The organism is Sphingobacterium sp. NGMCC 1.201703 (assembly GCF_047784615.1).
Classification (GTDB): Bacteria; Bacteroidota; Bacteroidia; order Sphingobacteriales; family Sphingobacteriaceae; genus Sphingobacterium.
Map to the genome: position 1 here is coordinate 507,191 of NZ_JBLOHD010000004.1, position 22,235 is coordinate 529,425.

A 22,235-nucleotide genomic window follows, 5' to 3' on the forward strand; every position below is an offset into this window, starting at 1 on the left:
TTCTATTTTTCGTTAAATGTATTCTCTAAAATTTCTTTATCATCAAAATGATGTTTTACACCATTCACATCTTGATATTTTTCATGTCCTTTTCCTGCAACCAAGATAATATCTCCCGGGCTTGCCAACTGATACGCAGTGCGTATCGCCTCCTTCCGGTCTGCTATAGAAAGCGTTTTTGCTCGCTGATCAGCTCCTACACCAGCCTCGATATCTTTAATAATCTGATATGGATCCTCTGTGCGCGGATTATCAGATGTAATCAAGAAACGATCGCTATAGCGTAAAGCCGCTTCTGCCATCTCAGGTCTTTTGGTTTTGTCGCGATCACCACCACAGCCCAAAACAGTAATAATCTTTTGCTCCGGACGTCTCAAAGAACTAATAGTTTTTAAGACATTTTCAACAGCATCAGGAGTATGTGCATAGTCCACAATACCAAAAACACCGGAGGTGGATTTCATCGTCTCAAAGCGTCCTTCAGCCCCTTTCAATGTACTTAAGGCAGTCAATACCTTGACCGTCTCTTGCTCCAATAAGATGGCTGCAGCATATACCGCTAAAAGATTATAGGCATTGAAATCGCCGATTAATTTGACCCACACTTCCTGTCCGTCAATACTCATCAACATGCCATCAAAATGGCTTTCAATGACCTTAGCTTTAAAATCAGCCCCAGAACGTAAGCCATAGCTTTTTTTATGGGCAACCGTATTTTGCAACATGACCTGACCATTTCTATCGTCAGCATTGGTTAATGCAAACGCGTGTACGTCCAGGTCATCAAAAAATTTCTTCTTGGCTTTGATATAGTTGTCAAAAGTCTTGTGAAAATCCAAATGATCATGTGTAATATTCGTAAATATTGCACCGGCAAACACTAAGCCTGCAATACGCTCCTGCACCACCGCATGTGAACTGACTTCCATAAAAGCGTAGTCACAACCATCATCCACCATATTCCGCAACAACTGGTTCAACTGGATAGGATCTGGTGTCGTGTGTGTAGCAGGAATTATCTTTGAACCGATTTGATTCTGTACTGTAGACAGCAGACCGACATGATATCCAAGTTCGGTAAACAATTGGAATAACAACGTCGCCACCGTAGTTTTTCCATTGGTTCCTGTCACACCAACCAATTTAAGTTGCTCAGATGGATTTCCATAGAAGTTAGCCGAGGCTACTCCCAGCGCATACGCAGAGTCTGCCACTAAAATATAAGCCACAGAGTCCAATGTTTCAGCAGGAAGTTCTTCCACGATGACTGCCCTTGCTCCCGAAGTGATGGCCTTATCCACAAATAAATGCCCATCAGTCTGAACACCACGCACAGCGATAAACAAACTTCCCAACTCCACTTTTCTGGAATCAAAGCACAAAGAGTGCACTTCGACCTCTTCGAGGTTTCCCACCACCTGCTGAACAGGGATAGCATGCAATACTTTTTTTAAATCCATCATTACTTAAGTTCTAAATTTATCGCTGTTCCAAATGGGAGTTTTTGACCTGCGGCCAAAGACTGTGCCCCCACTCTTCCCTTTCCGGATACATGCGTTTTAAATCCCGCATTCTCCATCACATACAATGCATCCATTAATCCCATTCCCACCACATTTGGAACAATTCCTTCCTTATATTTCAAATCCACAAATGGCACACCTCTATTCGATGTGTCCACTTCACCTCTCGCCACCATATCCCAATTTATCGTATTAATTCCCAACTTATCATACACTTTCTTACTCGCTTCTCTTGATCCTTGCAAGGTCAAAGGCATCCTTCCACCTACATTAACCGCTTTGAATGATTTCTTCCCTTGCATTTCCATATCATTGGCATAGACCATATCCGCTAACTCTTTAAAAACAGGCCCAGCGATTGACGCACCGTAGTATCCATTCCTCGGGTTTCGAATCACCACAATAATGGAATATTTTGGATCTTCTGCTGGGAAATAGCCCGCAAAAGATGACTGATATCTACGCGCACCATATCCTCTCGAACCATCGGCCATCTGTGCCGTCCCGGTTTTCCCGCCCGATGTATACAATGGGCTGGCAACACTTCTGCCGGTACCCTCAGTCATAACACCTTCCATCATCCCTCTTACCTCTGCCAAGGCATGATCTGAAGCAATCTTTTCATTAATAACCTTCGCCTGAAAGGTTTGTATCGTATTACCCAGATGCCTAATTTCTTTGACGAATAGCGGTGCAATCAATTTACCATTATTTGCAACCGCATTATAAAATGTCAAGGTCTGTAATGGAGTAATCTTCATCTCATAACCATAAGCCATCTGCACCAATGACAATCCGCTCCATGATTTACTTTTCGACGTTTTCACCAGTGGAACACCTTCCCCCGGAATCTGTAGATCTAACGTTTTTCCAAAACCAAAAGAATGTAGTTTCGATGTAAACTGATCTGGATTATCTTTATAAGCTTGATAGACAAATTTTGTAACCCCAACATTTGAAGACTCTTCAAAAGCCCGCTTCGCTGAGACTATAGATTTTTTAGGTGCATGCGAATCGCGAATTGTATGCTTGTAAATCGGCCAGTTACCATTCCCGATATTGATCGTTGTACTGGAATCGATTTTCTTGTCATCAATCAGTGCCAGATAAGAGGCCAGTTTAAAAGTTGATCCTGGATCCGCGCTTTGCGCAATTGCAAGATTGAACTTTTCACGATAGACTCCATCTTTATCCCGCATAAAATTTGCTACCGCCCGTACCTCACCGGTCTTCACTTCCATCATCACAACACACCCTTCATCCGCATTACTCACAATCATCTGCTTCTCCAGTGCTCTTTGCGCCATATCCTGCATATTAACATCAATCGTAGATATGATATCCGAACCATCAACCGGTGCAACTTCAATATCTCTATTGACAGGAATCCAAACCCCTCCAGCAATACGCTGCATCAATCTCTTCCCACTTTTTCCATCGATATATTCACCATATGCCCCCTCCAATCCAACATGGATATTCTCTTTTACATTTTTGTAACCAATGGTCCGGGCCGCTAGATTCACGAAAGGCAAGATCCGCTTATTCTGTCTATCCGTAATTAAACTACTTGGATAGCGATCTTTACCAACCCGAGCCGCTTTAAATAACGGAAATTGCTTTACTTTTTTTAGATCCTGATGCGATACATTCCGTTTGATCAGTAGATAACGCTGTTTTTTATTCCGCGCCTGTTTTAATAATGTCAAATATTGCCGGGACGATTTATCCTTAAAAAAATCAGCCAATTTAATCGCCAGAGAATCAACCTTGAGATTGAAATATTCATTTTCTTCTTCAGGAATAGCCATAGCATCAAAACGAAGTTCATACTCAGGGACAGAAGTCGCCAACAGACTACCATCATTGGAATAGATGTTTCCTCTTGCAGCCTCAACTTCACGTTCCTGAATAGAAAGACTATCCGCTAAAGCTTTCCAATGTTGCCCGTCCACATATTGCAACTTCAGCATTTTCCCAAATACCATAAATGCAAGTAGCACAATAAGTCCAAAGGCAAAATAGACGCGAATAAGAATCGTGTTTCTGATACTCATAACTCTCTCTATTTATCTTCTTTTTTCTCTACAACTTCAATCTTGATCGGCGGCTCTACCCGCTCTTTCAAACCCAAAGAGTCCACGCGTTTTGCGATTTCCGTTTGCGTGGACATTTTCATAAGCTCCGCAGATAGCGACTTGTGATCCCAGCCCAACTCTTTGACTTCCTTGCTCACCTTATCGATACTCCGAATAGTTCGCTCAGCGAAGTGACGATTAGAAATATACAACAGCATCAGAAAAGCAACGAAAGCCCCAAAAGGTAGGTACTCCAATATTTTGTTTAAGGAAAGGTCTCCAACGGTAAAAAGCGTTTTAATAAACGCTTCTGTTTCTTCCGCCTTTTCCTCGACAGTTTCTTGCAGTTCCTCTTGAACTTCCTCACTCAATTCTTTCTGTCTTATTGTATTCCTACTCATCTTTTCACGCCATTTTTAAGACAAATCCAACCTTTCAGCAATACGCAGTTTCGCACTGCGCGATCTATTATTTACAGCCAGTTCCTGCGGCGATGCTGTAATCGCCTTACGGCTCAACACATGGAACGGCTTGATTTCATTTCCAAAAAAATCTTTCTCAACATCGCCTTTAAATTTCCCTTTGGCCATAAAATTTTTCACCAAACGGTCCTCTAAGGAATGATAGGACATCACCACCAATCTCCCTTCACTTTTCAACACCTCAACAGTCTGCAACAAAAACTCTTGCAAAGCCTCCAATTCACGGTTAACCTCAATGCGCAAAGCCTGAAAAACCTGCGCATGATATTTATGCTCTTTTCCTTTTGGAACCATGCGCTGGATAGCTTCTTTCAATTCAGCGACAGTATGTATCGGCTGCGCCAAACGAGCTGTCACGATTGTTTTTGCCAGTGACTTTGCGTTCATAATCTCACCATACATACCAAAAATCCGATGAAGATCTTCTTCAGCATAATTAGCCAACACTGCCTTTGCATCCAAATCCCCCACCTGATCCATACGCATATCCAGATCCGCATCAAATCGAATTGAAAAACCGCGATCAGCCGCATCAAACTGATGCGATGAAACACCCAGATCAGCCAAAATACCATCCACTGTACGCACACCATGCAGACGGAGGCTATTCTTTAAGAACCTGAAATTTTGATGGATCAATGTAAAACGAGGATCATCAATCACATTCCCCAACGCATCGGGATCCTGATCGAAAGCAAACAACTTACCCTCCGGCCCCAGTCTTTTCAGTATCTCTCGGGAATGACCACCACCACCAAAAGTTACATCCACATAAACACCATTAGGCTTAATCGCCAAAGCATCCATGCATTCTTGCAACATTACCGGAACATGATAGACATTCTCCATATTACTATATTCCAAAATTAATATCCCCCATTACCTCTGCCGCCAAAGATGATATATCCTCTACTCCGCCATCACCCATCAAATCTTCATACCCTTCTTTCGACCAAACTTCGATCTTATTAAACTGGCAGGCCAAAACCAAGTCTGTTGTTATTCCTGCAAATTCAAGCAAGCTTTTTGGCAACAGAACACGTCCTGCCGCATCCAATGTCAACTCTGTAGCCCCACGCGTAAAAGCACGCACAAAAGCCCGCACCTTTGGATCAAATTGATTTAACTTAGCCAGCTTAGCTGTCATCAAATCCCACTCCTCACGCGGATAAAAAACCAGATGCTTCTCAAAACCACGATTCACAACAAGCCCATCACGCTCAACATGAGGCATCTGCCTCTTGAGCGCAGCCGGCAACACCATCCTTCCTTTGGCGTCTAGCTTGCATTCGAATTCTCCGATTAACTGAGTCATGTAGTCAATTATCCTATTCTAATTTAAATGTAAAAGTATACACTTTCTCCCACTTTCCCCCACTTTACAACATAAAAAAGTTTTCCACATCGAAAAATCGCTACAAGAAAAAATACAACGCACCCACCTTACAACACATAAAACCTTATTTACAAGCAGTTAAACTGCATTTTCCATTCATATATATACTGAAAACAAGGACAGATATTTTTCTATTTTTTTCCGAAAACGGGAAAGGAATTGTAAAAATTTCCCCTCTAGAAATTTAATTTTGATCCATTTTTGCAAAAAAAATGGGAGAAAGTGGTGGATGGAAAAACAGATATCTACGGGTGTGGTTGAAAGTGGGAGAACGGCATTCAAATAAGAACAGTAGAATTCGTTATTGTCGAGTAAAACCAATAATTTTGTATAAATTTTATTTTTATTAAGATATGCACAGAACACACACTTGTGGAGAATTAACATTAGCTGACTTAGGGAAAACGGTTACCCTAAGTGGATGGGTTCAAAAATCCCGCGATTTGGGCGGTATGACTTTCATCGATGTTAGAGACCGCTATGGTATCACACAATTAACGTTCAATGCAGATGATGACGCGTCTTTACGTGCTAGTGCCCGTGAACTGGGAAGAGAATATGTCATAAAGGTAACCGGAGAGGTTATTGAACGTTCCAATAAAAATTCCAAAATCTCCACCGGAGATATTGAAATCAAGGTTTCAAACCTTGAGATATTAAATGCAGCGAAACTACCTCCCTTCACAATCGAAGACGAAACAGACGGTGGTGACGATATCCGGATGAAATTCAGATACCTGGATTTACGTCGTAATCCGGTACGTGAGAACCTTATTTTACGACATAAAACTTCTCAGGAAGTACGTCGTTATCTTGACTCTCAGAATTTTTTAGAAGTAGAAACACCTTATCTCATCAAATCGACTCCGGAAGGAGCACGGGATTTTGTCGTTCCTTCCCGTATGAACCCAGGTGAATTTTATGCATTACCTCAGTCACCGCAGACATTCAAACAACTTTTAATGGTATCAGGTTTTGATCGCTATTTCCAGATTGTCAAATGTTTCCGTGATGAAGACCTACGTGCCGACCGTCAACCGGAGTTTACACAAATCGACTGTGAAATGTCATTTGTTGAACAAGAAGACGTGCTCAATATTTTTGAAGGATTGGCAAAACACATCTTCAAAACGATCAAAGGCATAGACCTTGGGTCCGTACCTCGGATGACCTATGCAGACGCTATGCGTCTTTATGGCTCAGATAAACCAGATATCCGTTTCGGAATGCAGTTTGTAGAATTGAATGATGTCGCAAAAGAAAAGGGATTCCCTGTATTTGATGCAGCGGAGTTGGTTGTTGGTATCAACGCCGAAAATTGCGCGCATTACACAAGGAAACAATTGGATGCCTTAACCGATTTTATAAAACGACCTCAAATCGGCGCTACAGGTTTAGTCTATGCACGTGTGAATGAAGATGGTTCAGTTAAATCTTCTGTTGATAAATTTTTTACACCAGAACAATTAACAGCTATCGCCGCTAAGTTCCACGCGAAACCAGGCGATCTATTATTAATTATGGCGGGCGGCAAGGATAAAGTTCGTAAGCAATTAAACGAACTACGTCTAGAAGTTGCTTCGCAACTCGGTCTTCGCAACAAAGACACTTTTGCTCCCCTATGGGTTGTTGACTTCCCTTTATTGGAATGGGATGAGGACAGCGCACGTTACCATGCTATGCACCACCCTTTTACCTCTCCAAAACCAGAGGATATCCCTTTACTGGACACAAACCCCGGTGAAGTAAGGGCTAATGCTTACGACTTTGTCTTAAATGGTGTCGAAGTAGGTGGCGGATCTATCCGTATTCACGACAGAGAGCTGCAATCCCTTATGTTTAAACATCTTGGATTTAGTCCGGAAGAGGCACAGAAACAATTTGGTTTCTTGATGGAAGCATTTACCTATGGCGCTCCTCCGCATGGTGGCTTAGCATTTGGCTTCGACAGACTTGTCTCACTATTAGCTGGACTAGATACGATCCGAGATGTGATTGCCTTCCCGAAAAACAATTCCGGAAGAGATGTCATGATTGATGCTCCATCAACTATTCACCAGGAACAATTGAATGAATTAAGCCTGAATATCGATATAAAAGAATAAATTTCAAGCTCGATTTTCGAGAAACAATTTATTAACACTATATTTAAAAGTTGGTAGGAAACGACCAACTTTTTTTGTGAAAAATCAGCAGATTAGATGTCAGAGAGTACGGCAAATACGTTTTTAAAGGAAAGTGCGCAGAAAGCATTTGACACCAAACATCGCGATATTATCAATTACAATATCGACAAATACAGTATTGCTTTTGAAAAAGGGAAAAGCAAATTTGCAGATCTCGAAAACACCAAAATAAAAGCAAATTTGATCAAATGGAAAGTAATGGAAAATCTAGACCGATATCTATTACAGTTTGAAGCAAATTTTACCGCACGTGGTGGGAAAGTAATCTGGGCTAATGATGCCGACGAGGCACGGGAGGAGATTTATAAAATCATCGAACGAAAAAGAACACGGTCGATTGTAAAATCTAAATCTATGGCTACGGAAGAAATTGAGTTAAATCATTTTTTGGAATCGAAAAACATAGAAGCCATTGAGACTGATCTGGGAGAATATATTATTCAGCTATTAGATCAGAAACCCTACCATTTTGTCACTCCTGCTATGCATCTAAGCCTGGAAGATATCGCTAAGCTTTTTCACGAAAAATTTGAAACCCCATTGGATGCCTCCGCAGAACAGTTAACACTGAAAGCCCGTGAACTCCTAAGAGACAAATATTTAGCAGCAGAAGTAGGAATTACTGGAGCTAATTTCTTAATCGCTGAAACAGGCAGTATAGCGATTACAGAAAATGAAGGAAATGCACGTCTGACTTCTACTTTTCCAAAAACACATATTGCCGTGGTCGGTATCGAGAAGATTATTCCGACGATACAGGATCTTGAGGTATTTTGGCCACTATTATCCACCCATGGTACTGGTCAAAATCTAACGGTATACAATACCTTACTGACCGGACCAAAACAATCCTATGAATCCGATGGACCTGAAGAAATGTATGTTATCCTGCTTGACAATGGCCGCAGTAATCTGCTTGCACAAAAAGAACAACGCCAGGGCCTGTATTGTATCCGCTGTGGCGCTTGCTTAAATGTGTGTCCCATTTATCAAAATATAGGCGGGCATACCTATGAGACAACCTATCAAGGCCCAATCGGATCGCTCATTTCTCCCCATTTAAATGGGATGAAGGAGTTTAAGCACTTGAGCTATGCGTCTACTCTTTGTGGCAAATGTACAGAAGTTTGCCCAGTGGGCATCGATATTCAACGTATGCTTCTTGTCAACAGAAAAGACTCCGTAGAGCAGGGTTTATCAACTAAAACAGAACAAAAAGTCTGGAGCTGGTTTACATACGGAATACAACGTCGAAAATTGATTGATTTCTTTGGCGGAAAATTCAAAAACTTCTTCCTCCGAAAGTTTTTTAAAAAAACCTGGGGCGATCAACGGGAACTACCCAAGCTAGCTGAAAAATCTTTTTCAAAACAATGGAAAGAGCAACAAAAAAACAAAGAATAACAAAAAGTGGCATTAGCTTATCAGACTAATGCCACTTTTTATTGGCTTCGCTCCGTCTACTGCTGATAACCTAAAAAAGATAAATTGAATGACTGATAGCGCTTACTCCCCCGCTAGAATCGGCTTAAGGAGTTTATATGGAGACCATATGACACAAATATGGATTAATAGAACATACCTTTCAGAAAAAACCTATATGCTCTTATAAGCAGCAACAGTCATGAAAATCAACTGAAGGTTCTTTCTGATCAATAGAAAACAGACAATTCAGAAAAATAAAAAAGGGGACCAATGATCCCCTTTTCAACTAACACTCACCAATTATTAATATGAAAACTATTCTTTCTTTTAACCTTAAGTTGTTTTTGCTTCAGCATCAACTACTTTTTCACCCTCGCCTTTCTTAAAATCACCTTTTCGCATTTGTCGATCTTTTCTCCAATTTTCTCTATGCTTTTTATGATTCTCAGCGTAAGAATCTTTTAATGTTTTTTGCTGTTCTGGAGTCAATAAGCTCATCATTTTTTTATGATCCGCAGCACGTTGTTTTCTCATTTTTTCGCGATACAATTTGCGCTCAGCCGCGATTTTTTTATGATCCTCTGCTTGCTTCAAATGAAATGCATACACATCTTTGCGCTGTTGATCTGTAAACTTCAACTTTTGGTCCAGGCAATCTGTTTTGATCTTAGCCAATTCTTCAGGGTTTTTATTTTTTAAGCCATCGTGCTTTCTATCCTTTGAATGCTTGTGCAATGGAGTGGTCATTTCTTTAGTATCTGATTTAAGATCCTTTTTCTCCTGCGCGAAACCTGTCAACATTAATCCGGATAACGCCAAACTTAACATCAATTTTTTCATCTCTCTATTTTTTAAATCAACAATCTTTCAATTCTACTAGATTGACTTTCCAACCTATTTATCTATAAGAGTATTATTGACCATCAAAAGTTTAAAACGCCATCTGTTAAATAAAGTTAAGAAAGGTACTATTGAGATACTGCACTTAAACGGATAGGCAAAGTATAGGCCACTCGAACGGCACGTCCATTCTGAACACCGGGTTTCCACTTCCTCGCCTTTTTCAATAAACTAACGGCAGCCTCCCCTGTTCCAAAGTTCATATCGCGTTTTACAGCAATATCAGTCAAAGATCCGTCCCGTTCTACCACAAAAGATACTTCAATAACACCCGATACCCCCTGATCCAAAGCCGATTGCGGAAAACTATAGTTTTCTGAAACCCACTTCATAAAAGCGGGAAGTCCTCCCACAGGGGTAGGCATGATTTCCACCGTAACAAAAGGCTGGTCTAAATTTCCATCTGTTCCACCACCCGACTCAGACCCCACGCGATGCCCCGTAATTTCGCCATTCTTGGTAGATGGCCCAAATTCACCCCTAGCGATATGTGTACCCGCCGCGTTCGCTTTCAATGTGATACGCGCTGTCATTGTATTCGGTTTCTTCAATTCATCCTGCGTAGCAACATCTTCGGTAACGTTACTTGCTTTCGTAATCTTAGGTTCTGGCATCCGTACAAGATTAAACTTTGACACATCCTGCGCAATCTGTTGTGGTGCTTTCTCCTGCATTAAAACAGGTTCCTTTTTTACCTCGTCTTTTTTGTCGGCTTCTTTCTGAATTTCGTCTAGATGCTCAGGAGTTAAAACTACCACTGTAGTCGTTGTTTCCGTTATAGTTTTTTTGAAATATTTGTTATAGGTATAGGATCCCCCAATCAAAAGGAACGCAAAGGATGTAACAATGGCCAATCCCATATTGGTTGCTCTGTTTGACAAATTTCGTAATTCATAAGCACCATACATTTTGTTGCGGTCTGCAAAGATAACATCCAGCCATTCCTTGCGATAGATATTCAATTTTGAGTTCATCATAACATTAAAGTTTAAATCTTTTCATTATGATGCGGGAAAGCCTTATATTTCATAAAAATTTTGCACACTCTTATGAAATCACTTTTTTTAGCTATTCTTCTATTTACATTATATGGTTGTGGCAACAGTCAAAACCAATCCAAACCATCCGATAAGAGTGAAAATAAAGAGCAATTAATTTCACCTTATTTTGGCTTTTTGAATCATCAAAAAGATTCGTTAATTGCCCTTCCAATGGACCAGGCGATGGAGAATCCCGAAAAATACAACTATGTCATTATTGAAAATCAAGTTAGCCCATTGGAATTTATACAGAACAAGACGGATAATAAAGAAAGCAACGGCAGGCAAACAGCCCAGAATTTTGCCAATAGCGAAGGCTCATTATTTACGATAAAGAATGAAATTAAATCGGGTGATTTCGGGATGCTTGTCAATCAGGCGTTCATAAATCAATATAAAGTTGAACCCTTTACAAAGGTACACCGGGAAACGAGTACAGAGGTAAGGGAAAAGCTTGAAAAAAAATATAATCGGAAAATAAGTAAAAGTACAACAGTTGCTGTTCTGAAAGATAAAGCTGAATTCAATCTAACAGTTTTTGAAAACCAGCAAGATTCGGCACTTGCCGTTTTTTCCTATACAAAAGAAGATCAATTGATTAACCTTGATTTCCCGGCCACTTATGATGACATTAGCACCTGGCGGGTTGACGATGGTGGTCAATTTGATAATGAGGCCTTTCAGATTCTGACCGTACTACGTTCGGAAGTCGGAATTAGTTTTGTTAGTATCTTTTTGGGAGCTGAAGGTTATGAATTGAACTTTTATCAACCCAAAAAAGATAAATTTAGTTCAACAGCACAAGCCTACGGTTACAGTTCTCCTTTATAAGGATTTAGCGTTTCCCTAATCCTGATTATTAGGGAAACGATCTCTTATATTTTACAGATGCATTCTTGCCATCGGAGCCACATCCTGACCAACAAAATCTCCTTTTAGATATTTATGGTAGCCAGCAATGGCAATCATGGCTGCATTATCTGTACAATATTCGAATTTAGGAATAAATACATTCCAACTGTATTTCTCTCCCATTTCAATCAATTCTTTCCTTAGACCTGAATTAGCTGAAACACCACCCGCAATTGCAATATCTTTCACACCGGTTTGCTTTGCAGCTTTCTTCAATTTATTCAATAAGATAGAGACAATACGAGATTGCACACTCGCACATAAATCCGCCATATTTTCAGTTAAGAACTCAGGATTTAGTTTTAGCTGATCCTGTACTAAATAAAGTATTGCTGTCTTTAACCCCGAAAAGCTAAAATTAAGTCCAGGAATTTGAGGTTCAGGTAATTTGTAAGCATTGGAATTCCCCTGACTTGCAAATTTATCGATAAGCGGTCCACCGGGATAAGGAAGATTCAAAATCTTAGCGGTTTTATCAAAGGCCTCCCCAGCAGCATCGTCCAAGGTCTCACCCAATAATTCCATTTCGAAATAATCTTTTACCAGCACAATCTGCGTATGCCCACCCGAAACGGTTAAACATAAAAAAGGGAAACTGGGCTTCGGATCTTCTATGAAATGTGCTAAAATATGCGCCTGCATATGATTTACATCGATTAACGGAATATTCTGAGCAAGTGCGAATGATTTTGCAAAAGAGGTACCTACCAAAAGTGCTCCTAATAATCCTGGTCCGCGCGTAAAACTCACTGCATCTATTTGATTTTTGCTTATTTTTGCTTGACGAATGGCTTCGTCCACCGTAGGAATAATATTTTGTTGGTGGGCACGTGAAGCTAACTCAGGGACAACTCCACCATATTTTGCGTGGATTGCCTGAGTAGCAATAACATTTGAATGAATTTCACCGTTAATACAAATAGAAGCGGAAGTTTCATCGCAAGAGGATTCAATCCCTAAAATAATAGCCATAGCTAGAGGTAATAAATTAGAATACAAAAGTATCAAAAAAATAATAAAAATAGTGTCAATTGTCCTAGGTAGTATATTCATTATACTGCTTGCATTGGCGTTATCTTTACAGCTAAAGCCTGTGCAAAATTTTGTTGCACAGAAAGCCATCACGTATCTATCCAATGAGCTGGGCACTAAAATCAACTTAAAAAGTATTTATTTTAAACCCTTTAAATCCATTGTTATGGAGGGATTTGAGGTTTATACACCTCAGGGTAAAGAAATCCTAAAGTCCGAAAAATTAGAAGCAAGTGTCAATCTGTCCCAATTAATAGAATTGAATAAGGTAGTCATTAACAAATTGACAATTGAAAATACAGAAAGTAATTTCGAACAATTTAAAGATAGCAGCAATATCACGTTTTTAATCCGATATTTCAATCCTCCAAAGAAAGAGAAGAAGAAAAGTTCAAAAAATATAATCTTTGACATTAAAGAACTTGTTGTCAGGAATAACTCCTTCAACTATATTAATCACAGACAAAAACACTATAGCAAAGTTGTTGATTTTGGCGATTTAGGTATATCGAAGCTAAATGCACATTTTAAAAATATAAAAATCGACTCCAACCGTATTTCAGCAGACATCAAAAGTTTCAATCTAAATGAGAAAAAAGGATTGGTTATTAAGGGGCTCCTTGCACATGCTTCAGTAAGTAACAAAAGCATTGAACTGAAAGATCTCATGCTTACAACCAACCGGTCCACAGTCAAAGATTATATAAAGTTAAGCTATAACAACTTCTCAGATTTTTCAGACTTTATCCATAAAGTCAATGTCGAAATACATGCACGTGACTCGCGCATACACTCCGAAGATATTGCCCTCTTTTCATCACCGATGCATCAGGTCAAGTTTGATGTAAAGATTAAGAAATCAAAGCTTAAAGGTACGGTCGCTGACATCAATGCCTCACAAGTAGATTTAATCATCGGAAAAAACACCAAATTAACCGGGGATCTGAAAATTATCGGTCTACCCGATATTAACAAAACTAATTTTATCGTTCCGAACGTTTTTATTTCCTCTGAACATAACGACCTCAAAAATATTATTGCTGAACTCAGCAATTTAAAAAAATTTAAACTTCCTGAGATTGTGACGCTCTTCAATAAATTTACGTTCAAAGGAAATCTAGTTGGGCAATACAATAAGTTTAAAACAAATGGCACCTTCACCACAGCCATTGGCGATGTCGCTGCTGATGGATCGTTGGATATACGCAAAGAAATAAAATATGCCGGTAAATTTCAATCTCCAAAATTTGATCTTGGTAAGGCTACTAAATTAAAGGATCTAGGCAGTTCTGGCTTCGATCTACAGGTCGATGGAACAGGCACTGATCCCAAGCGCCTAAAGCTCAATATTGCAGGCAACCTCACAAATTTTAATTTTAAACAATACACCTATCAGCAGATCCAAGTTAATGGAAATATAGACAAACAATTATTTCTTGGTTCGGGAGCAATACATGATCCAAATCTCAGATTAGAGTTCACAACAGATGTAGATTGGTCTGCTCGGCCCAACTATCACCTGGACGCTGATATACAACAGGCTAACTTAAAAAAGCTCAATTTCTTTCAGGGTGACTCGATCAATATTATTGACACCAAATTTCATACGAGCTTAATTGGCGATAATATCAATAACATTACAGGAGAATTTAAATCCGATAGTGTTAGTTTTACCTCCTCCAAAGGGAAATTTGCAATCAAAAACATCAATTTCCTAGCAGAAGGAGATCAGGAAGCGCGATCCTTAACACTGCAGTCTGCTATTGGTCATATAGACCTGAAAGGGAGAATAGATCTAAACACGATTGTCCCCTATTTTAAAGCACTTGCTATGCGCTATGCTCCTGCTATCGGATTTGAAAAGAACGATTTTAACCGGCAGGATTTTGACCTAAATATCAACATAAAATCGTTCCGCCCTATTGCGACATTCTTTAGAAAGGACATCTCCCTAGATAGTGGAGCAACATTGAACGCGAAATTTGCGAGCGAAAAGCAGACAGCAAATTTTAATTTTTATGCACCTGAATTTAAGTACAACGGCATACGTCTTACCCATTTGATTATTGACCAAAATGCCAATCTAAAAAATATGGAGCTGCAGACTTCGATCGATCAGATCAATTTTACAGATAGCACCTATATCAAAAATGTCAACATTTCAAATACCTTGGTCAACGACAGCTTACAGTTCAACATTAAAATGTCAGAATTGGAAGCTAGCAATAGTTTAGATCTCAATGGTGTTATCCGATTCGCCCATGCAAAGCCTGCTTTCATCAACTTTTATCCATCCAATATACTGATCAACAAAGAGCAATGGCTTGTCAACAATGATGCACAACTAAAAATTTCAAAGGGTAAATGGTACTTCGAGAGACTCACATTAAGTCATGCAGAACAGAAGGTCCATATTGATGGCATATTGTCAAATGACGTTTCAGATCAAATCAACTTAAGATTCCAGGATTTTAATCTTAGCTCACTAAATGGTATTACAAAACCACATGGCATCAATTTGTCTGGAAATTTAAATGGAAAAATCGAGGTTAACTCTGTCTTCAAATCTCCATTCATTGTTGCCAACATCAAGACATCGCCCATTCTTTACAACAATATCCCAATAGGAGCATTAGCGCTCAGCGCCAATTATGATCCTGAAAACCAATTGGTAAAACTCGACAGCAGAATAGAAGAGGGCGACAAATTGATGCAACTAACCGGCTCTTACAACCACCTAAGTGAAAGTAATAAACTCAACCTAAGGGCGACTTTGGTGAATACAGATGTATTTGTTTTCCAACCGTTTTTGCGAAGTTTAGTTTCAAATATAAAAGGTAAGGTCAATGCTGAGCTAGATATTGAAGGTGATATCCTACATCCTAAAATTAGTGGATCGGGAAAACTTGACAACGCCTCAATGGTAATCAATTACCTAAAAACACCCTATCGTCTTTCCGAAGAGATCAATGTGACCAACAACAGAATTTTCCTTACTGGTGTCAAAATATACGATCAAAAAAATAATGTCGCAACCATCGATGGTATTGTCGATCTCAATAAGTTAAGTGATCCAGATATTGATGTGACAGCCGAGGCAAAGAATTTTATGGTATTGAATACAACAACAAAAGACAATAGTACCTATTATGGCACTGCTTACGCTTCCGGGACTTTCCAGTTCAAGGGGCTGACATCAGCAATGAATATAAACATACGTGCTAAATCCGAGGAAAACACGGTCATCAATATACCTTTTAATAGTGCCAGCACGATTTCAGATAGTGATTTTATCTACTTTATTGAAAAAGATTCCACCAAAATCAAGAAAAACCAAAAGAAACGGGATTTCGATGGTCTGACAATGAATATGGATCTGCTGATCACACCTAATGCCGAAATTAACCTTTTTTCCAGCATGGGCGAACTCTCGGGCAAAGGAAATAGCAACCTGAATATGCGGATATCCTCACTTGGAGACTTTGAAATGTTCGGAGATTTCATTGTCAACAGTGGTAAGTTTAATTTCACCGCACAGGACTACATCAACAAAATATTTGACTTAAAGGAGGGCGGAACTATCCGATGGGCAGGAAATCCAGCGGAAGCCAATATCAATATTAATGCGATTTATCAACAAAGAACAAGTTTAGCTCCGCTATATAATGCCGCGGGAAGAGAAGAAAACCCTGAGCGTGTATTAGCGCAAGCAGACATGATTTTAAAAGGCCAATTGAGCCAGCCCGATATTACTTTTGACATCAATTTCCCACAAAACCCTGGCGTTAAGGATGAATTGCAAGGCTATTTTTCCGATGCCAATAATGTTAACCAACAGGCACTCAGTTTAATTGTCAGACGTAGCTTTACACCTGGCACACAAAGTGATTTTGGTAAAGAAGTAAATAACACATTACTATCTGCGGGTACTGAAATTGCATTCAATCAGATCAATAATATAATCGCGCAATCTCTCAACATCAATTTCTTTGATATCAATATCAAGTCATTGAATGATGCCTCTGCTTCCCTTCGTTTATTTAATGACAGACTGGTCCTCACTGGTGGAATTTCAGATCGTCGGAATCAGGCCTTAACAGATCTGAATGTATTCTCAGATCGTGTTTCAACTGATGCAGAAGCCTTATTCTACTTGCGTAAAGACGGGCGTCTTGTCCTCAGGGCGTCTAACCGTTTAAACACAAGAAATTTCCTTCTTAGCCCAAATGACGGGGAATATATCAGTGCCTTTGGTCTACTATATCGGCAGGAATTTAACACCTTTTCTGAGTTCCTGAAAAGACTATTTCCATTGGGAAAGAAGAACAACTTTTTTATTCCAACACAAACAGAGACAAAAAAAGCACAACCCAATTAACCATAGCCTATTGAAATAGGAATAAACTTCAAAGATACCCGGCCATTAACAAACAGTAGAATAAACCACTGGTTATAAAATGGTAAAGCTATAGCAGCGTACTTGCTATTATGATGGAATCTTTATAAAACAAATACAATAATTATATTGCTATCCTTTCGTCGAAGACATAAAAAAAGCCTTCCAAGAACTTGGAAGGCTTTTTTTATAGTCAAAATTGCTTACGCCAATTTTTCGAATTCTTTGTATTCGATATCGTTACTGTTCAATTTAACCAAACCTTTTAAATGATCAAATACTTTCAAAGCTTTAGCTTCTTCGAACAAACGGTTACCTTGCTCTCTGTCTTGTAACAACTGAATTGCAAATTGGTTCAATTGCTCGTCAGAAGGCTCCTCGTTGATATTGTACATTTTGATCTGTGCGTAGATACGTTCTTTCGCTAAATTGATTACTTCATCATATTTAACTTCAAGGCCGTTTTCAGTAACAACACGGTTTTCAATGATTGTCCATTTCAGGTTGTTTAAGAAATCAGCAAAACCTTCATTAAGTTCTTCGTCAGAAATGCTAGGATTAGTTGCTTTCAACCATCTTTTCAAAAACTCCTCAGGGAAAGTTACGTCAACCTTCTCCATACCAAAAGTATACATATCGTTACGTAATTTTTGATCCGAGTTTTGTTTGAATAAGTTTTCCACTTCTTCTTTTACTTTCTCAGTAAATTGAGCTTCTTCAGTTACTTCACCTTCAGCGAACAATTTATCGAAAAACTCTTGGTTAAGATCAGCTTCCTCTAAACGGTTGATGTTTTTAACAGTCAGCTCAAATTTAGTTACATCCAAAGCTGTTGCTTCTTCTTCCGTAATACCCAAGATACGTGCTAAATCTTCTGTTTTGAAAGCTTTCTTAACATCAATTTTTACTGTATCATCTTTTTTAAGACCTACTAAAGACTTTTTGATTTTAGCGTCTTCAACGATATCCGTACGGATTGACGTTGTTTTCTCCAGACCTTCCTCTTTATCTTGTTTTAAGGTAGCATATAATACATCACCTTCTTCAGATACCTCCGGGTTGGTCATCTTTCCATAGCTACGACGTAAGTTTTTGATACGATCCGCTAAAGTCTCTTCATCAGCTTTGATTTCGTAAGCAGTAAATTCAGTCTCAGCTGTAAAAGGCAAATCAAAAGCAGGAGCTAGACCGATCTCATATTTAAAATTGAAATTGTCTTTAAAGTCCCAGCTATATTGCGCATCATCTTCCAAAGGAAGTGGTTGACCTAAAACCTCTAATTTATTTTCTGAAATATAATTTGTGATTTTATCGTTCACCAATTTATTGATCTCATCAAATAAAATGGATTTACCATAGGTACGTCTGATATGTCCCACCGGAACTTGACCTGGACGGAAACCTGGTAATTTTGCCTTTTTAGCTTGCGCTTTAATCTCTTTGTCGACTTGAGGATTATAATCTTCAGGTGCTAATGCGACGTTGATTACCGCATTGATTGCATCTACATTCTCGTGTGAAATATTCATACTCTTTTTAGCTATATCGCATTCATAAAAAAATCCTCCCGAGGTTTTAAGTTCGGGAGGACATCAAGTGCGGAAGAAGGGACTCGAACCCCCACGCCTTGCGGCGCCAGATCCTAAGTCTGGTGCGGCTACCAATTACGCCACTTCCGCATTAGGATTTCTTTTGATGCCACAAAGATAGAAACCAAACCTATATCTTGCAAGTATTTTTCACTCTTTTTTTTATTTTTTTTCAATATTCATTCTACCTCTTGCATAATTCATTATTATTCATTTACTTTGAATATCAAAGTACTTTTATGGAACAGAAAGATTTATTTAAAGAGCTTGGAGAGATCAGATTATTGATGGAAAAATCCTCCAAATTTGTTTCAATAAGCGGCTTATCAGGTGTACTTATCGGATGCTATGCATTATTAGGAACTTCGCTGGGCTACTATATGACGACTAGCCCCGACACCGCTATCGAGTCACTCCATCTGGCTGTTCCCTCCCTATTTCTAATCGTTGCTATACTGATACTCACGCTCTCACTGCTGACAGGATGGATCATGGCTCGCAAGAAAGCAAAGAAAAATAAGCAGTCTATTTGGAACATTACCAGCAAATCTCTTTTATTTGCAGTTTCAATTCCTTTAATAGCTGGAGGTTTTTTGGCATTAGTCCTATTTTTTCAGGGTTACTATCCTTTGATCGCTGGGATGCTGCTGATTTTCTATGGGCTGGCTCTAGCTGCCGGTAGTATCTATACCTTCTCGGAGGTAAAATGGTTAGGCATACTGGAAATATGCTTAGGCTTAATGGCATTGTGTCTTCCAGACCACGGACTGATGTTATGGGGATTAGGATTTGGTGTGTTACATATCATCTATGGTTTTATCGTTTACAAAAAGTACGAATCGTGAAATTAGATCTTTCCTTATATGACAAAGTATTCGAGAATAGAGTCCGCTTACAAATTATGAGCGTGCTTGCAGTGAATGAAGAATATGATTTCAATTCCCTCAAAGAAGTATTGGAAGTAACAGATGGAAATCTAGCGTCCAATCTCAAAACTTTGGAAAAGGAAGAGTATATCGTCGTAGAAAAAAGTTTCGTCGACCGAAAACCCAACACCAAATACAAAAGAACATCTAAAGGACTAAAAGCATTTGAAAACCACCTAGTTGCACTAGAAAATTTAATAAAACAACAATATAAATAATTTTTTTATCCATTTACTTTGAAAACCAAAGTACTTTTAAAACAAGAAAAAAATGAAAGGAATTCGATTAAAACTCATGCTCCATCTCTACAACTGGTCTTCCAAATTGTATGCAGATATTTTCAAATGGAACAAGAAAGCATGGGGAATCACTAAGGAGGAATTTTTGACCTACCCCATCGGGAGTGTTGGCCATAGTTTAGGCCTGTTTTATGCGAATAAGGGGTTTGATGTCATGCCAAAATTGGAAAATCACGATGTGTTCCATATTATAACGGAAACAGGAACTGAAATCCAGGATGAAATAGCCATGCAGTACCTTTTGTTGGGCAACGGTAAAATCAGCCTCTATTTATTGGGCATGATTGCTATTGGCGGTATCCTTTTTCCAGAACATTTTAAATATTATAAGAAAACGTTCCAAAAAGGTCGATCCCTGCAAAAGTTTTATCATATAGAATTCAAAGAGATACTTCATTATCAGCTAACCGAACTCCAAATTGCATTATATAGTAAAAATATTCAACTAGACTTAAACAAATAAAATCATGGAAAACCATAATCTAACTAAAAGCGCATTTGCCACAGAGCAGCATTCGCTTTTTGACAAAATTAGCAACTCAACTGTCCTAAAATTATTTGTCATCCTATTTCTTTCACTGCTCCTGCTCATACCACTTGCAATGATTAGTGATTTGATCCAAGAGCGTAAAACTCGTGAACAAAGTGTATCTGATGGTATCGCACTCAATTGGGGGCAGGAACAAGTTATTTCCGGCCCAGTCATCGCAATTCCATACAACGAAATTGTTCAGAAGCAAGCTGAAAAAAGTAAAAGTCCAGCAACATTGGAATATAAACAGACAAAATGGATATTTATCCTGCCCCAAAGTTCCAATATCAGGACGGATATCAGTCCGCAGCATCTTTCCAGAGGAATATACAACACAGTCGTATATAATAGCCACATTTTGATAGAGGGCAGCTTTAATAAAATCGATCTAACAAAGTTGGAAATTCCAATCGAAAAGATTGACTGGAAAGGAAGTAGATTGGTGTTTGGTATACAAGATTTTAAGGGATTAGGCAAACGCCCTTCGCTCAAATGGAATGACCTGGAGTCAACATTCGATCCAGATTTTAACAATCTCAAACTATTTAATCAGAATTTGGTCTGCCCTATCGCCATCAATCCCCAAAGTGAGAGCCATTTCAAAATCACACTTGATTTAAAAGGCTCAAAATCCCTCAATTTTGTCCCATTGGGTGACCAAACAAATATTGCTGCAAAAGGAAATTGGGCTAACCCGAGTTTCACTGGAGCGTTCTTACCAAGCAAACGCTCCGTCAGTAACAGCAATTTTTCGGCATCCTGGGAGATCCCGTCGTTTAGTCGCAAATTGCCCCAGCAATGGTCAGGAGATATCTACCCGATCTATATTTTTGAAAAAAATAAGAGCATTGTGACCGATGAAGTTGAGGTCCCTCAGCCCACAGCAGCTACCGCCGCCGACACAAAAGTACCCAGTGACATGTTGCTCAATTCAGATATGATTACTATAAATTTTCTGCCAGACGTCAATAACTACCAAAAAACGACTCGGGTAGCCAAATATGGCATTTTGATCATCCTCTTGACCTTCACATCACTCCTATTCACCGAAATCATCAAGAAAAAAAGAATCCATATCATCCAGTATGTATTGATCGGAGCGGCCATGGTACTCTTTTATACCCTTCTATTAGCACTATCAGAACATATCGGTTTTAACCCCGCTTATCTAATTGCTTCAGTTGCCACAGTTGTTCTCATTGGAAGTTTTATTAAGGCGATTACAAAAGATTTTAAATCTGCGCTTTTGCTTGGATCTATTTTAGGCACATTCTATGTATTTATCTACGTGCTCATGCAACTTAGAGATTATTCACTTATCGCCGGAACGATCGGTATCTTTATTATTTTGGCAATCCTGATGCGCGTTTCCACAAAAATAAATTGGTATCAATTTGATAATAATCATGCTGATCAATAAACAACATCTCAAAATCTATTGGGTAATTATCAACATATTGCTCAAGAAATAAACTTATTCAAATAAATAGCCGTCTTTTTACCAAATAAGACGGCTATT

At 39.0% G+C, this 22,235-nt stretch carries 17 protein-coding genes and 1 tRNA gene; 8 read left to right on the forward strand and 10 right to left on the reverse strand.

Going from position 1 to position 22,235, the window contains the following annotated elements; genetic code table 11:
• Nucleotides 1-2 precede the first annotated feature (2 nt).
• From ACK8HY_RS10525 to mraZ, 5 genes are read right to left on the reverse strand one after another with little or no spacing between them, the layout of a single operon-like run.
• The gene (locus ACK8HY_RS10525) at nucleotides 3-1,463 is read right to left on the reverse strand and encodes a UDP-N-acetylmuramoyl-L-alanyl-D-glutamate--2,6-diaminopimelate ligase (protein ID WP_077438767.1); all 1,461 of its coding nucleotides are present in this window, start codon (nucleotides 1,461-1,463) and stop codon (nucleotides 3-5) included.
• Nucleotides 1,463-3,580, reverse strand: a complete 2,118-nt coding sequence (locus tag ACK8HY_RS10530) for a penicillin-binding protein (RefSeq protein WP_077438766.1) — start codon at nucleotides 3,578-3,580, stop codon at nucleotides 1,463-1,465. Before ACK8HY_RS10530 ends, ACK8HY_RS10525 begins: the two co-directional genes overlap by 1 nt.
• 8 nt (nucleotides 3,581-3,588) lie before the next feature.
• Nucleotides 3,589-4,002 (reverse strand): FtsL-like putative cell division protein, encoded by a 414-nt coding sequence (locus tag ACK8HY_RS10535; RefSeq protein ID WP_077438765.1) that lies wholly within the window; start codon nucleotides 4,000-4,002, stop codon nucleotides 3,589-3,591.
• A 15-nt stretch (nucleotides 4,003-4,017) separates the two neighbouring features.
• Nucleotides 4,018-4,932, reverse strand: a complete 915-nt coding sequence (gene rsmH, locus ACK8HY_RS10540; protein ID WP_077438764.1) for a 16S rRNA (cytosine(1402)-N(4))-methyltransferase RsmH — start codon at nucleotides 4,930-4,932, stop codon at nucleotides 4,018-4,020.
• 4 nt (nucleotides 4,933-4,936) lie between these two features.
• Complete coding sequence (gene mraZ, locus ACK8HY_RS10545) at nucleotides 4,937-5,398, reverse strand: division/cell wall cluster transcriptional repressor MraZ (RefSeq protein ID WP_077438763.1); 462 nt, start codon at nucleotides 5,396-5,398, stop codon at nucleotides 4,937-4,939.
• Between the two features lie 434 nt (nucleotides 5,399-5,832).
• Between mraZ and aspS the strand changes: the two genes are divergently transcribed.
• Together aspS and ACK8HY_RS10555 are read left to right on the forward strand one after the other, a co-directional pair.
• Nucleotides 5,833-7,584: an aspartate--tRNA ligase gene (gene aspS / locus ACK8HY_RS10550; protein WP_077438761.1), complete on the forward strand. Its 1,752-nt coding sequence runs from the start codon at nucleotides 5,833-5,835 to the stop codon at nucleotides 7,582-7,584.
• Between the two features lie 96 nt (nucleotides 7,585-7,680).
• Nucleotides 7,681-9,069, forward strand: a complete 1,389-nt coding sequence (locus ACK8HY_RS10555) for a LutB/LldF family L-lactate oxidation iron-sulfur protein (RefSeq protein WP_416133607.1) — start codon at nucleotides 7,681-7,683, stop codon at nucleotides 9,067-9,069.
• 354 nt (nucleotides 9,070-9,423) lie between these two features.
• Here ACK8HY_RS10555 and ACK8HY_RS10560 read toward each other — a convergent pair whose 3' ends face one another.
• Together ACK8HY_RS10560 and ACK8HY_RS10565 are read right to left on the reverse strand one after the other, a co-directional pair.
• On the reverse strand, nucleotides 9,424-9,930 hold the full coding sequence (locus ACK8HY_RS10560; RefSeq protein WP_416133608.1) for a hypothetical protein: 507 nt from the start codon (nucleotides 9,928-9,930) through the stop codon (nucleotides 9,424-9,426).
• A 128-nt stretch (nucleotides 9,931-10,058) separates the two neighbouring features.
• Nucleotides 10,059-10,967 (reverse strand): energy transducer TonB, encoded by a 909-nt coding sequence (locus tag ACK8HY_RS10565; protein WP_416133609.1) that lies wholly within the window; start codon nucleotides 10,965-10,967, stop codon nucleotides 10,059-10,061.
• 72 nt (nucleotides 10,968-11,039) lie between these two features.
• Between ACK8HY_RS10565 and ACK8HY_RS10570 the strand changes: the two genes are divergently transcribed.
• Nucleotides 11,040-11,861 (forward strand): hypothetical protein, encoded by an 822-nt coding sequence (locus ACK8HY_RS10570; protein WP_416133610.1) that lies wholly within the window; start codon nucleotides 11,040-11,042, stop codon nucleotides 11,859-11,861.
• Nucleotides 11,862-11,912: 51 nt separating this feature from the next.
• Here ACK8HY_RS10570 and tsaD read toward each other — a convergent pair whose 3' ends face one another.
• Nucleotides 11,913-12,914: a tRNA (adenosine(37)-N6)-threonylcarbamoyltransferase complex transferase subunit TsaD gene (gene tsaD, locus ACK8HY_RS10575; protein ID WP_416133611.1), complete on the reverse strand. Its 1,002-nt coding sequence runs from the start codon at nucleotides 12,912-12,914 to the stop codon at nucleotides 11,913-11,915.
• Nucleotides 12,915-12,966: 52 nt separating this feature from the next.
• Here tsaD and ACK8HY_RS10580 point away from each other — a divergent pair, with 52 nt between their 5' ends.
• A complete protein-coding gene (locus tag ACK8HY_RS10580) occupies nucleotides 12,967-17,352 on the forward strand; it encodes a translocation/assembly module TamB domain-containing protein (protein WP_416133612.1) in 4,386 nt (1,461 codons plus the stop codon).
• A gap of 221 nt (nucleotides 17,353-17,573) precedes the next feature.
• Here the strand turns inward: ACK8HY_RS10580 and ACK8HY_RS10585 are convergent, their stop codons facing one another.
• Together ACK8HY_RS10585 and ACK8HY_RS10590 are read right to left on the reverse strand one after the other, a co-directional pair.
• Nucleotides 17,574-18,899: a trigger factor gene (locus ACK8HY_RS10585; protein WP_077438754.1), complete on the reverse strand. Its 1,326-nt coding sequence runs from the start codon at nucleotides 18,897-18,899 to the stop codon at nucleotides 17,574-17,576.
• 68 nt (nucleotides 18,900-18,967) lie between these two features.
• Nucleotides 18,968-19,049: transfer RNA gene (locus ACK8HY_RS10590), tRNA-Leu, on the reverse strand.
• Nucleotides 19,050-19,198: 149 nt separating this feature from the next.
• On the opposite strand from ACK8HY_RS10590, the gene ACK8HY_RS10595 reads away from it, so the two are divergent.
• Genes ACK8HY_RS10595 through creD form a run of 4 tightly spaced genes read left to right on the forward strand, consistent with a single transcriptional unit; the run spans nucleotide 19,199 to nucleotide 22,136 of the window.
• Entirely contained in the window at nucleotides 19,199-19,804 is a 606-nt protein-coding gene (locus ACK8HY_RS10595) for a hypothetical protein (protein ID WP_077438753.1), read from the forward strand.
• Nucleotides 19,801-20,103: a winged helix-turn-helix domain-containing protein gene (locus ACK8HY_RS10600; protein WP_077438752.1), complete on the forward strand. Its 303-nt coding sequence runs from the start codon at nucleotides 19,801-19,803 to the stop codon at nucleotides 20,101-20,103. Before ACK8HY_RS10595 ends, ACK8HY_RS10600 begins: the two co-directional genes overlap by 4 nt.
• A 52-nt stretch (nucleotides 20,104-20,155) precedes the next feature.
• Nucleotides 20,156-20,647 carry a Coq4 family protein gene (locus tag ACK8HY_RS10605; protein WP_077438751.1) on the forward strand — a complete coding sequence of 164 codons (492 nt, stop codon included), beginning with the start codon at nucleotides 20,156-20,158 and terminating at the stop codon, nucleotides 20,645-20,647.
• A 4-nt stretch (nucleotides 20,648-20,651) separates the two neighbouring features.
• A complete protein-coding gene (gene creD, locus ACK8HY_RS10610; protein ID WP_416133613.1) occupies nucleotides 20,652-22,136 on the forward strand; it encodes a cell envelope integrity protein CreD in 1,485 nt (494 codons plus the stop codon).
• The last annotated feature ends 99 nt before the right edge of the window (nucleotides 22,137-22,235 follow it).